The organism is Herbaspirillum lusitanum P6-12, assembly GCF_000256565.1.
Lineage (GTDB): Bacteria > Pseudomonadota > Gammaproteobacteria > Burkholderiales > Burkholderiaceae_D > Herbaspirillum > Herbaspirillum lusitanum.
Genome location: NZ_AJHH01000250.1, coordinates 1 through 11907, shown reverse-complemented (window position 1 = coordinate 11907; position 11907 = coordinate 1). Strand labels below are relative to the sequence as shown.

Annotated in this window: 12 protein-coding genes; 9 read left to right on the top strand and 3 right to left on the bottom strand. The window is 59.8% G+C overall.

Translation table 11 applies throughout. The annotated features are described in order from the left end of the window. Positions 1-51: 51 nt before the first annotated feature. The gene (locus HLUSI_RS0108145) at positions 52-879 is read right to left on the bottom strand and encodes an HDOD domain-containing protein (protein ID WP_016833502.1); all 828 of its coding nucleotides are present in this window, start codon (positions 877-879) and stop codon (positions 52-54) included. Positions 880-1116: 237 nt separating this feature from the next. On the opposite strand from HLUSI_RS0108145, the gene argH reads away from it, so the two are divergent. From argH to HLUSI_RS0108110, 7 genes are all read left to right on the top strand, one after another. Beyond that, positions 1117-2508, top strand: a complete 1392-nt coding sequence (argH, locus tag HLUSI_RS0108140; RefSeq protein ID WP_016833501.1) for an argininosuccinate lyase — start codon at positions 1117-1119, stop codon at positions 2506-2508. Positions 2509-2937: 429 nt separating this feature from the next. Further along, positions 2938-4104 (top strand): ABC transporter substrate-binding protein, encoded by a 1167-nt coding sequence (locus HLUSI_RS0108135; protein WP_029363281.1) that lies wholly within the window; start codon positions 2938-2940, stop codon positions 4102-4104. A 237-nt stretch (positions 4105-4341) separates the two neighbouring features. Then, on the top strand, positions 4342-5223 hold the full coding sequence (locus tag HLUSI_RS0108130; protein WP_016833499.1) for a branched-chain amino acid ABC transporter permease: 882 nt from the start codon (positions 4342-4344) through the stop codon (positions 5221-5223). Positions 5224-5227: 4 nt separating this feature from the next. Beyond that, entirely contained in the window at positions 5228-6127 is a 900-nt protein-coding gene (locus HLUSI_RS0108125; protein WP_016833498.1) for a branched-chain amino acid ABC transporter permease, read from the top strand. Further along, the gene (locus HLUSI_RS0108120; RefSeq protein ID WP_016833497.1) at positions 6127-6888 is read left to right on the top strand and encodes an ABC transporter ATP-binding protein; all 762 of its coding nucleotides are present in this window, start codon (positions 6127-6129) and stop codon (positions 6886-6888) included. Before HLUSI_RS0108125 ends, HLUSI_RS0108120 begins: the two co-directional genes overlap by 1 nt. Continuing rightward, positions 6885-7631 carry an ABC transporter ATP-binding protein gene (locus HLUSI_RS0108115; protein WP_016833496.1) on the top strand — a complete coding sequence of 249 codons (747 nt, stop codon included), beginning with the start codon at positions 6885-6887 and terminating at the stop codon, positions 7629-7631. The genes HLUSI_RS0108120 and HLUSI_RS0108115 overlap by 4 nt, the downstream gene beginning before the upstream one ends. 121 nt (positions 7632-7752) lie before the next feature. After that, entirely contained in the window at positions 7753-9249 is a 1497-nt protein-coding gene (locus HLUSI_RS0108110) for a cryptochrome/photolyase family protein (protein WP_016833495.1), read from the top strand. A 74-nt stretch (positions 9250-9323) separates the two neighbouring features. On the opposite strand, the gene HLUSI_RS0108105 is transcribed toward HLUSI_RS0108110, so the two are convergent. Both HLUSI_RS0108105 and HLUSI_RS32500 read right to left on the bottom strand, forming a co-directional pair. Further along, positions 9324-10298 carry an SDR family NAD(P)-dependent oxidoreductase gene (locus HLUSI_RS0108105; RefSeq protein ID WP_040503275.1) on the bottom strand — a complete coding sequence of 325 codons (975 nt, stop codon included), beginning with the start codon at positions 10296-10298 and terminating at the stop codon, positions 9324-9326. Further along, a complete protein-coding gene (locus HLUSI_RS32500) occupies positions 10285-10452 on the bottom strand; it encodes a hypothetical protein (RefSeq protein ID WP_238533946.1) in 168 nt (55 codons plus the stop codon). The genes HLUSI_RS0108105 and HLUSI_RS32500 overlap by 14 nt, the downstream gene beginning before the upstream one ends. Before the next feature lie 42 nt (positions 10453-10494). Here HLUSI_RS32500 and HLUSI_RS0108100 point away from each other — a divergent pair, with 42 nt between their 5' ends. Together HLUSI_RS0108100 and HLUSI_RS0108095 are read left to right on the top strand one after the other, a co-directional pair. Continuing rightward, the gene (locus tag HLUSI_RS0108100) at positions 10495-11358 is read left to right on the top strand and encodes an AraC family transcriptional regulator (protein WP_238533945.1); all 864 of its coding nucleotides are present in this window, start codon (positions 10495-10497) and stop codon (positions 11356-11358) included. 164 nt (positions 11359-11522) lie between these two features. Next, on the top strand, positions 11523-11897 hold the full coding sequence (locus tag HLUSI_RS0108095) for a DUF3175 domain-containing protein (protein ID WP_016833492.1): 375 nt from the start codon (positions 11523-11525) through the stop codon (positions 11895-11897). Positions 11898-11907: the final 10 nt, after the last annotated feature.

Sequence of the window (11907 nt, the reverse complement as noted above, 5' to 3'; positions counted from 1 at the left end):
ACCGTGGCCGACAATGTCGGCCGTAATTCGCATGCATTTCCTCAGGAAATTTCAGGAAATCAGCTCTTCCATCCCCGCGCCCAGTTCAGCCAGCGGCGGCAGATCGTCGAACAGCACTGCCTGCTTGACACCCAGCTTGGCGGCAACGTCGTCCGGGAAGGTCGATTCCATTTCCTCGCGGGAATAGTTATTTTCTTCCGCACGTGCACGCCAGGCCGCGATATGAATCACGGCGGCGATCTTGTTGAACGGATCGGCTTCCAGCGGGCTTGAGAACGCGGCGATGGCTTCCGAGAACTCCTCCGGGAAGCGCCAGCGCTTGGCCAGCTCCGCGCCAACGTCGGAGAAGTCGTAACCGAACGAAGTATGCTCGACGTCCAGGCGACGGGCGTCGATGGTGCTGGCGATCTTGTCGATCTGGCGGGTCTGCTCGGGCATGGCAGCGTGCATGACGAGTTGGCCAATGGCGTGCATCAGGCCCACCGTGAACGCCAGGTCGGAATTGAGTCCCTGCTTCTTCGCCAGCCACTTGGCGACGATGGCGGTATGCAGGCTATAGCGCCAGAACAACTTGAGATCCACGCCGGACATGGATTTGAAGCTGCCCGTGAGGCCGGTGCTGACGACCAGCGTGCGCACCGTCATGAAACCCAGCATCAGCACGGCATCATCGACGGTGCCGATGCTGCGCGAGACGTGATAGTAGGACGAATTCGCGAGGCGCAGCAGCTTGGCGCTCAACACCTGGTCGGCGCTCAACTTCTTGGCGATGTCTTCGATCGAGACATTGTCGTTATTGAAGCTCTCGATGACTTCCTGCACCACTTTGGGAATACTGGGTAATGCCGCTTGCTGCTGAAACAGTGCTTCAAAATTCATGAGAGCTCTCCCCGGATGAGTCCAGATACAACAAATTCGAATAGTTTGGATTTACAAAACAGCGTTTTGAGTATCTTAAAGATTTGCCAATAGTGCAATGGTTTTTGTGCCATGAATCGCCGCAATCGACATCCATACCACGCAGAAAATTCCCTATTGACTCCGTCCGCAAACAGGTGCGGCGTGGCTCAAATGTCATCGACTTGCTATAATCGCGTATTCTCCGGGAACCCCACTATGACTGCACAATTATCGAAAAAAGGCGAAGCCTGGTCGGCTCGCTTTTCCGAACCCGTTTCCGATCTGGTGAAACGTTACACCGCCTCTGTGTTTTTCGACAATCGCCTGGCGCAATTCGACATCCAGGGCTCGCTTGCCCACGCCGAAATGCTGGCGCACCAGCAGATCATCAGCGCGCAAGACTACGCCGACATCCAGCGCGGCATGACGCAGATCAAGGGTGAAATCGATGGCGGCAAGTTCGAATGGCTGCTCGACCTCGAAGACGTCCACCTGAACATCGAAAAGCGCCTGACCGAACTGGTCGGCGACGCCGGCAAGCGCCTGCATACCGGCCGCTCGCGCAATGACCAGGTCGCTACCGACATCCGCCTGTACATGCGTGCCGCCATCGACGACATCAGCGGCCTGCTGCGCGACCTGCGCTCCGCCCTGGTGGATCTGGCCGAACAGCACGCCGACACCATCCTGCCCGGCTTCACCCACATGCAAGTGGCGCAGCCGATCACCTTCGGCCACCACGTGCTGGCTTACGTTGAAATGTTCGGCCGCGACGCCGAGCGCATGGCCGACGCCCGCAAGCGCGTCAATCGTCTGCCGCTGGGCGCCGCCGCGCTGGCCGGCACGACCTTCCCGATCGACCGCCTGCGCGTGGCCAAAACGCTGGGCTTCGACGATGTCTGCCGCAACTCGCTGGACGCCGTTTCCGATCGCGACTTCGCCATCGAATTCTGCGCCGCCGCTGCGCTGGTCATGACCCACATCTCGCGCATGTCCGAAGAACTGGTGATCTGGATGAGCCCGCGCGTCGGCTTCATCGACATCGCCGACCGCTTCTGCACCGGTTCGTCGATCATGCCGCAAAAGAAAAACCCGGACGTGCCTGAACTGGCGCGTGGCAAGACCGGCCGCGTCAACGGCCACCTGATCGCCCTGCTGACCCTGATGAAAGGCCAGCCGCTGGCCTACAACAAGGACAACCAGGAAGACAAGGAACCGCTGTTCGATACCGTCGACACGCTGACCGACACGCTGCGCATTTTCGCCGACATGGCGAGCGGCATCACCGTCAAGCCGGACGCCATGCGCGCCGCTGCGCTGCAGGGTTACGCCACCGCCACCGACCTGGCCGATTATCTGGTCAAGAAGGGCCTGCCGTTCCGCGACGCCCACGAAGCCGTCGCCCACGCCGTGCGCACCTGCGTCGACCGCAACTGCGACCTGTCCGACCTGACGCTGGATGAACTGCGCGTGTATTCGCCATTGATCGACAACGACATCTTCGGCGTGCTGACGCTGGAAGGCTCCGTCGCCGCCCGCGACCACATCGGCGGCACGGCGCCGAACCAGGTGCGCCTGGCGATCGCGGAAGTGCGCAAGTCGCTGTAGCAATGCAGCTGCAAGGCAGGAAATAAAGAACAAAGAAACAAAGAAACAAAGAAATACCAGCGGCATCCGAACTGCCAACGCGACCCGGATGCCGCTGTACTGAGTCTGTACCAAAAGTAGCAGTGCGAGGTAATCAGCAGGACCGCTCCGTCTTCGGATGGAGCCGCATCAAATCTGTCATCTGTGTCACCTCCGCTTTCGGCGGAGTCAGCAGACGGTTGCACGGCGGCTTACCAGGTTGCAGTGCAGCAGTGTGTTTTAACCGGTTTACGGTATTCTTGACCGGTTGTATCCCAAAGACCGCACGACGGTCTAAAGAGGATGGAGCAAAATAGGGAAATCCCACCCAAGATTTCCTGCACCGGTTACCTCCGGTTCATATTTCGCGTCATCCTCTATAAGAATATCTAAATCTAAGGAGAGAACTCGATGCGATTCAACATGCTTAAAACCGCTTTAAAGACATTGCCTGCGCTGATGATCGGCGTGACCATGGCAAATGCCGCATTGGCCGCCGACGTCAAGCTCGGCCTCGCCGCTGCGCTGACCGGCCCTGCCGCCAAATACGGCGTCGCCATCAAGAACGGCTTCACGCTGGCCGCTGACGAAGTCAACGCCAAGGGCGGTGTCAACGGCAACAAACTGGTTCTGATCGCAGAAGACGAACAAGGCAAGAAAGAAGAAGCCATCAACGTCTTCAAGAAACTGATTTTCCAGGACAAGGTGCTGATGGTCTTCGGTCCGACCCTGTCCAATTCCGCATTCGCTGCTGACCCGATCGCCAACGCCGCCAAGGTCGTCGCCTTCGGCACCAGCAACACCGCCGACGGCATCACTGCCATGGGCCCGTTTACCTTCCGCAACTCCGTCATGGAAGCCGACGTGCTGCCAGTGACAGTCAAGGCTGCCGTCAAGCATTTCGGCATCAAGAAGGTCGCCGTGATCTACGGTAACGACGATGCGTTCACCAAGTCCGGTTACGACGTCTTCAAGGCCACGCTGGAACAGCAAAAGATTCCGGTCACGACAACCGAGGCGTATGCCAAGGGCGACGTCGACTTCAAGGCGCAACTGACCAAGATCAAGGCCGGCAATCCAGACGCCATCGTCTGCTCCTGCCTGGCGGAAGAAGCTGCCAACATCATCCTGCAAACCCGCACGCTGGGCATGAAGCAGCCGTTCATCGGCGGCAACGGCCTGAACTCGCCGAAGCTGTTTGAAATCGCCAAGGATGCCGGCGACAACACGCTGATGGGCAGCCCATGGTCGTCCGAAAACCTGACGCCGGCCAACAAGGCATTCATCGCCGCGTACAAGGCCAAGTTCGGTTCCGATCCTGACCAGTTCTCGGCACAAGCCTACGACGCGCTGTACGTCGTGGTCGAAGCGCTCAAGAACGTCAAGTTGTCGGGCGCGCTGGACAAGGACCGCGACGCTCTGCGTCAAGCCTTGCCTGCCGTCAAGATCGACGGCGCGACCGGCAAATTCGCCTTCCGCGCTGCGCCTGCCGTCGCCGGCAAGCAAGTCGGTTTCGACGCCCAGCAAGAAGCCGTGGTCAGCATCGCCAAGGGCGGCAAGTTCACGCTGCTGAAGTAATCTTCGGTCGAACTCGACGCTCACAAAGACTCCGGTATTTATACCGGAGTCTTTTTGTTGCATTGCTTGCCCAGCTTCACCACGCTTCACCAATCGCGAAAAAGAACAGGCTAGCCAAAAGCCGCTTTTCTGATGTAACGAGGGATACATCGCCCGCCTGCCAGTTTGCCCGGATGTGCAACTGACGGATGAGACCGGCGCTCCTCACTATTCGTCATCACTCTATTCGCAGGCCCTATGTTAGAACAACAACTTATCAACGCCCTTTCGCTGGGCAGCGTCTACGCGCTCTTTGCGCTGGGCTTCACGCTGGTGTTCGGCGTGCTCGGCGTCATCAATCTGTCGCACGGCGCGATCTTCATGCTGGGCAGCTACGCCGCCCTGCTGCTGGTCGAAAAAATGGCGCTGCCGCTGTGGCTGGCCATGCTCGCCGCGATGGTCGCCACCGGCCTGATCGGCCTGATCGTCGACATCCTGGTGCTCAAGCCACTGCGCAAGCGCAATGCACCCCACCTGATTCCCATGATCGCCACCATCGGTGTGGCCATCATGATCACCAACATCTCGCAGGGCCTCTTCGGCGCCGAGAACAAGCGCTTCCCGATCGGCACCATTCCGGAAGACAGCGTCACCATCGGCAACCTGCACGTCACCGCCGTGCAAGTCGGCATCGTCGTCATTGCCTTCGTGCTGATGATCGTGCTGCTGGCCGTGATGCGCCGCACGCAACTGGGCCGCGCGCTGCGCGCCATTGCCGAGTCGCCGAAAGCGGCCTACCTGCTGGGCATCAACGTCGAAGGCCTGTTCTACCTGACCTCGTTCGCGGCAGCAGCCCTCGGCGGCGCAGCAGGCGTGCTGGTCGGCCTGTCCTTCAATGCGATCTCGCCCTTCATGGGCCAGCCGATGCTGCACAAGGGCATCGCCGTCATCATCCTGGGCGGCATGGGTGACATCCGCGGCGCCATGATCGGCGGCCTGTTCCTGGGCTTTGCCGAGGTGCTCACGGTGGCATATATCTCGAGCGACTTCCGCGATGCGGTGGCGTTCGGTCTGCTGTTTTTGATTTTGTTGGTCAGGCCTTCAGGCATGTTCGGCAAAGTGCTGGAAAGAAAGGCTTAGGATCATGGGTTTCATGGAATGGTGGGACGGATTCTGGGCCACTTACAACACCGTCATCTTCAGCGTCGGCGTCAACGCCATGCTGGCACTGTCAATCTACGTCACGCTGTCGTGCGGCCTGCTGTCGCTGGCCAACGCAGCGTTCATGGGGATCGGCGCTTACGTCGCATCCCTGATTACCATGCAGGCCGGCTTGCCCTTCCCGGTCGCGCTTGCAGCCGGCGGCGTCCTGCCGGCGCTGGTGGCGCTGCTGATCGGCATCCCGACGCTGCGCCTGTCCGGCGTCTATCTCGCGATGGCGACGCTGGGCTTCGGCGAAGTAGTGCGCGTGGTGGTGCTGAACATGGAAATCACCGGCGGCCCGATGGGCCTCAACGGCGTTCCGCCGGTCACCGAATGGTGGCACATCGTGCTGCTGCTGGGCGTGACCGTGTATTTCCTCGCCCGCGTACGCCGCTCCAAGATCGGCCGCGCGTTTGAAGCGATCAAGGAAGACGAAGTCGCCGCCCGCCTGATGGGCGTCAACGTGGCCGGCTACAAGCTGCTGGCCTTCGTCATCGGCGCCGCGATTGCCGGTGTTGCCGGCGCGCTCAATGCGCATTACACCTTCACGATCGGCCCCAACAACTACGGTTTTGAAAACGCCGTGGACATCCTCACCATGGCCGTGTTCGGCGGCACCAGCAACCTGATCGGCCCGATGATCGGCTCGACCATCCTGTCGCTGCTGCCGGAAGTGCTGCGCCACTTCAAGGACTTCCGCCTGGCCGCCAACGGCCTGATCCTGATCCTGGTCGTGCTGTATCTGCCGAAGGGCATCTGGGATCCGCGTCGTATCCGCGCATTCATGCAACGCCGTAATTCAGGCAACAGCAACAACTCTGCAAGCAAGAAGGTGAACTGATGCTTTTACAATTCAACCAGATCAGTAAAAACTTCGGCGGTTTGCAGGTTCTGCAAGGCGTCCAGTTCAACGTGCCCGAAGGCGGCATCTTCGGTTTGATCGGCCCCAACGGCGCCGGCAAGACCACCGTGTTCAACCTGATCACCGGCCTGCTGCGCGCCTCCTCCGGCAACATCGTGTTCAACGGCCAGGACATCGGCAACGTCGCTCCGCACAAGATCACCGAACGCGGCATTGCGCGCACCTTCCAGAACATCCGCGTGTTCAAGGAAATGACGCTGCTCGAAAACGTCGTGGTCGGCATGCACGATCACCTCGACTACGGCTTCGGCGGCCTGCTGCTGAACCTCGGCTCGTTCCGCAAGATCGAGAAGGAAGCCCGCGAACGCGCGCTCGAACTGCTGTCCTGGGTGCGCCTGGACCACAAGGCCGGGATGCTGGCCGACAGTCTCTCCTATGGTGAACAGCGCAAGCTGGAATTTGCCCGCGCACTGGCGACCAAGCCCAAGCTGCTGCTGCTGGACGAACCGGTGGCCGGCATGAACCCGGCGGAAAAGACCGAGCTCATGGCTGAAATCATCAACATCAAGCAACGCGGCTTCTCGATCTTCATGATCGAGCACGACATGCGTTTCGTGATGGGCCTGTGCGACCGCGTCGCCGTGCTCAACTTCGGCAAAATCATCGCCGAAGGCACACCGGATGAGATCAAGAACAACCAGGAAGTGATCGAGGCCTACCTCGGCAAGGAAGAAGAATGAGCCAGCCCCAGTCCCCAATCCAGACTGCCCCCAACGTTATTCTGCAAGTCCAGGACCTGGCGGTTTCCTACGGCCACATCGAAGCCGTCAAAGGCATCAGCCTGACCCTGAACGAAGGCGAGATCACTGCGCTGGTCGGCGCCAACGGCGCCGGCAAGAGCACTTCGCTGCTGGCCATCTCCGGCCTGGTGAAGGCGCAGCGCGGGCGCGTGCTGCTCCACGGGCAAGACCTGCTGCAGATGTCGCCGCACCGCATCGTCGAATCCGGCGTGGTGCAAGTGGCCGAAGGCCGCGCCACGCTGACCACGCTGACCGTGGAAGAAAACCTGGGCCTTGGGGCTTACACGCGCAAGGACAAGGACGGCGTGGCGCGCGATCTGGAGTGGGTGTATTCCCTCTTCCCGGTATTGAAGAACCGTGCGGCCGGACTGGCGGGCAATCTCTCGGGTGGCGAGCAGCAGATGCTGGCCATTGGGCGCGCGCTGATGGCCAAGCCCAAGGTCCTGTTGCTGGACGAACCGTCGATGGGGCTGGCGCCGTTGATCATCCAGGAAATCTTCCGCATCGTCAAAGAGATCAACAAGACCGGCATGACGGTCCTGCTGGTCGAACAGAACGTGCGCCAGGCGCTGCGCATCGCGCAACGCGGCTACGTGCTCGAAACCGGCAAGATCGTGCTGGAAGACACCGGCGCCAACCTGCTGCACAATCCGAAAGTGGTCGAAGCCTATCTGGGCGGCTGATCGTTTCGTATTTGCCCTCATCAAAAACAGCGGCCTGACGGTCGCTGTTTTTGTTTGCGTCGGCAGGATGTTTTACTATCGTGCGTTATCCCCTGTATCCATTGCTCTTGCTTAATCCACCATGCCAACTTTCGACTCTTCCCTCGTCTGGTTCCGTCGCGACCTGCGCATCGGCGATCATGCCGCGTTGTACGACGCTCTCAAGCAAAGCAAGCAGGTGCATTGCGTCTTCGTCTACGACCGCGACATCCTCGACGCGCTGCTGGCCGACGGCCTGCAAGCCGATCGTCGCATCGACTTCATCATGGCCTGCATAGCCGAACTGGACGCCGCCTTGCGCGCAGCCGGCGGCGCACTGATCGTACGCCATGCCCCGGCACAGCAAGATATTCCGGCGCTGGCGGCAGAGCTTGGCGTCGATGCCGTCTTCACCAATCACGACTACGAACCACAGGCGATCAAGCGCGATGCTGCGGTCAAGAAACAATTGGAAAAAGACGGCCGCCAGCTGCTAACCTGCAAGGATCAGGTCATCTTTGAAAAGGACGAAGTGCTGTCGCTGGCCGGTCGCCCCTTTTCCGTCTTCACACCGTACAAAAATGCCTGGATGAACAAACTGTCCGGTCCGGGCGGCGACTTCTACCTGAAGCCGTATCCGGTCGACGCCTACCTCGCGCAACTGGCGCCGCCGTCGAAGAAGCATCACAAGGCCCTGCCGACGCTGGAGCAACTCGGCTTCACCCCCAGCAACCTGAAGGACTTGCGCATCCCGACCGGCATGTCCGGGGCTGCGCAATTGCTGGAAGACTTCCTGCCGCGCCTGGGCAAGTACGGCGATACGCGTGACTTCCCTGCCGTCAAGGGGCCGTCCTACCTGTCGGTGCATCTGCGCTTCGGCACCATCTCAATCCGTACGCTGGCGCGCGCCGCAGTCGACGCCATGCGCATCGGCGAAGGTCGGCGCGGCGCACCGGTGTGGCTGTCGGAACTGGTCTGGCGCGATTTCTATTTCATGATCCTGTTCCACCATCCGCGCGTAGTCGAGCGCTCCTTCAAGGCCGACTATGACGCGATCCAGTGGGAAGGCGGCAAGCATGCGCGCGAGATGTTTGCAAAATGGTGCGAAGGCCGTACCGGTTATCCCTTGGTCGACGCCGCCATGCTGCAGCTGAACCAGACCGGCTACATGCACAATCGCCTGCGCATGGTGACGGCGAGTTTCCTGACCAAGGATCTGGGGATCGACTGGCGCTGGGGCGAGAAGTATTTTGCGGATCTGCTCAATGACTTCGATCTGTCGGCCAACAACGGCGGGTGGCAGTGGGCATCTTCGTCGGGCTGCGATGCGCAACCTTATTTCCGTATCTTCAATCCGATTACGCAGTCGGAGAAGTTCGATGCCGAGGGCAAATTCATCCGGCGTTATTTGCCGCAGCTGGCCGGTTTGCCGGACAAGCATATCCATGCGCCGTGGCTGTGTCCGGCGGATGTGCTGAAGGCTGCCGGGGTGAGGATCGGCAAGGATTATCCGGAGCCGATGGTGGATCATGCCGAAGCGCGGAAGAGGACCTTGTTGCGGTATGCAGTGGTGAAGAAGGATTTGGGGGATGAGGATTGATTTTTTGTGTTGTGTTCCGTCTCGCCAAGGGTCCCTCCCCTTCCGCTTCGTGATTGTTTTTGCGCGGTCAACTTTTAAAATCTTTCCCCTACCAGTTCTCCCGCTTTTTCCCACAGTGCATCGGCACGCGCAGGATCAATGGCGAACGGACGTAGACCGGCGCCGAACGCGCTGACCACCGCATCGTCCGCCAACACCGATCCGACATGGCAATCCTCACAATATTGACCGCCAATTGTCGCAGCGTCGGCGACGATGCCGGCCCAGATCGTTGTTGCGGCGCCTTGCGCGGGAGTCTTCACTTCAAATGGCGGATTCCCCAGCGCCAGATGCTGTTCGTTCATCGCCGTGAATGCCGCCTGGAAGGCTTCCGGTTCCATGTTGCGGATCAATTCGGTTTGAATCACGCCGGGATGGATGCTCGCTGCGCGCACCCCGCGATGGCGGTGTCGCGCATCGAACGCAACCGCCAGCAAGGCGTCGCCGGTCTTGGAACGACCATAGGCAACCCAGGGATCGTAGGGAGTGTGTTCGAAGTTCGGGTCGTCGAGATCAACGTCGGCGAAACGGTGGCCGTTGGATGACAGCACGATCACTCGCCCGCCCTCGCGTATCAATGGCGCGAGACGATTGATCAGTACATAGTGCCCCAGCACATTGGTGCCGAACTGGAGTTCAAAACCGTCCTTGGTCTTCCCGAACGGCGTCGCCATGATGCCGGCGTTGGCGACCACCAGATCGAATGGTTTTTGCGCGGCGGCCATGGTATCGCTGACCGCTCGCACCGACGCCAGATCGGCCAGGTCCATGTTGACGATTTCGAAAGAACTGCCGCTGCGTTCTGCCGCATCGCGCACGACTTTGGTCGCGCCATGCGCCTTGTCGAGATCACGCACCGTGCCGATCACGTCCGCTCCGTGCGCTACAAGAGCGCGGGCGGTTTCAACGCCGAGTCCTGCCGAGACGCCCGTGATGAAAACGCGCTTTCCTCGCAGGTCCATACCGCTCAGCACCTCATCGGTGGTCGATGTTGCATCAAAATTTTTCATGGTCAAAACCTTCTCCTGTTGTTGGGAAATAGGCAGGCGATGCTTGCCCGGTGTTGCCTAAGATACTCTTCCGCGCCAACGAGTTTTCGCCAAAACTGCGCAAAATCTTGCCTGATCCGCTCATTTCATTGATCTCGCCTGGAAGTCCTGTCACACTGGATTCATGCAAGACTTACTTGATCAGATGTGCCGCAGGGTGCTGCGCCACGAGAATGAAAAGCAATTGGAAAGCGCGATTCCGCGGCTCGCCATTGGGGCTTTTCGTCAATCGGAACCGACCATCATGGCCGTGAGCGCCGGCGTCTGCCTCATTCTCCAGGGCGCCAAGCAGATGATGGTCGGCAAGACCATGCTGCGTTACAGCGCGGGCGGCTGTTTCGCCTCGTTGATCGAATTACCGACCACCTGCTGCATCTTCGAGATGGACGGAGACAAGCCCTACATCGGCACCGGCTTGACACTCGACCATGAGATGTTCACTTCATTGATCGCCGATATGCCCGAAGAGCGGTCGAAAAAGGAAATGCTGGGTTTCAACGTGGAGACGGTGTCCCGCGACGTACTCGAGGCCTGGGATCATTTGCTGGCGCTGCTCGACACGCCGAGCGACATTCCCATCCTTGCGGCATCGAGAGAACGCGAATTGCTGTACCGCCTGCTGCAGAGCCCGCATGGCCCCTTGCTGCGGCAAATAGGACGAGAGGAAGGCAAGCTGGCGCAAATCAGAAGAGCCATCGACTGGATGCGCCATCACTTTGACGAGTCCTTCCCCATCGAGACCGTAGCGGACATCGCCGGCATGAGCGTTGCCTCATTCAACCGTCATTTCCGCGCAGCGACATCAACGAGCCCGTTGCAATATCAAAAGACACTCCGTCTCCAGGCGGCGCGACGACTGCTGGCATCCGACGTCGACGCCACCCGCACCGCCTATGCCGTCGGCTACGAAAGTCCCTCGCAATTCAGCCGCGAGTACTCCCGGCTCTTCGGCCGCCCGCCAAAACAAGACGCCTCGCAACTGCGGGAAAACATCAGCGATGTCTCCGGCATCGTGATTTGACGTGTCTGCATGTCCCCGGGTGTGTTCTTTGCAACGCCAAGAACGCAAGCCGGAATGTAGGAGCATCCTTACCGTACAAGCTCATGCCTTCCGATATCCAATTCGCTTCGTTCGCGCTAGGCTAACCGTTCCCCGCAGTCATCGCCCAGCAAGGAGTCGCCATCATGAGCACCGCAGCAACCCATCCGTCCCACCTGCACCAGCAAAAGAAAGGCAATACTTCCCGCCGCACCCACGCCCGCCATCATGCGACCAAGACGATGCACGTCAAGCGCTGGTCGAAACACGTCAACGAGACCAGCGACGCGATGGACGTCAAACATGAGATCTTCAAAAACGGCAGCGCCGCCGAAATCGCCACCTCATTGAAAAGCGCCTCGGAACGCAGCCGGCGCCGCAAAGCCTCGCCCTTCCAGTCCGCCATGTCGATGCTCAACTTCTACATCAACCGCGGCGGCCGCAACCTCGGCAAAGAGCGCAAGCAAACCCTTGAGCAAGCCAAGAAAAAACTGCGTGAAGCCTTCGGGCGGGCGCCATGAAAAAAGGGCG

Coding starts and splice junctions, on each gene's coding strand:
- HLUSI_RS0108115 (WP_016833496.1), top strand. CDS start 6,885: ATGAGCCAGCCCCAGTCCCCAATCCAGACTGCCCCCAACGTTATTCTG.
- HLUSI_RS0108145 (WP_016833502.1), bottom strand. CDS start 879: ATGAATTTTGAAGCACTGTTTCAGCAGCAAGCGGCATTACCCAGTATT.
- HLUSI_RS0108095 (WP_016833492.1), top strand. CDS start 11,523: ATGAGCACCGCAGCAACCCATCCGTCCCACCTGCACCAGCAAAAGAAA.
- HLUSI_RS0108130 (WP_016833499.1), top strand. CDS start 4,342: ATGTTAGAACAACAACTTATCAACGCCCTTTCGCTGGGCAGCGTCTAC.
- argH (WP_016833501.1), top strand. CDS start 1,117: ATGACTGCACAATTATCGAAAAAAGGCGAAGCCTGGTCGGCTCGCTTT.
- HLUSI_RS0108120 (WP_016833497.1), top strand. CDS start 6,127: ATGCTTTTACAATTCAACCAGATCAGTAAAAACTTCGGCGGTTTGCAG.
- HLUSI_RS0108110 (WP_016833495.1), top strand. CDS start 7,753: ATGCCAACTTTCGACTCTTCCCTCGTCTGGTTCCGTCGCGACCTGCGC.
- HLUSI_RS0108125 (WP_016833498.1), top strand. CDS start 5,228: ATGGGTTTCATGGAATGGTGGGACGGATTCTGGGCCACTTACAACACC.
- HLUSI_RS0108105 (WP_040503275.1), bottom strand. CDS start 10,298: ATGAAAAATTTTGATGCAACATCGACCACCGATGAGGTGCTGAGCGGT.
- HLUSI_RS0108135 (WP_029363281.1), top strand. CDS start 2,938: ATGCGATTCAACATGCTTAAAACCGCTTTAAAGACATTGCCTGCGCTG.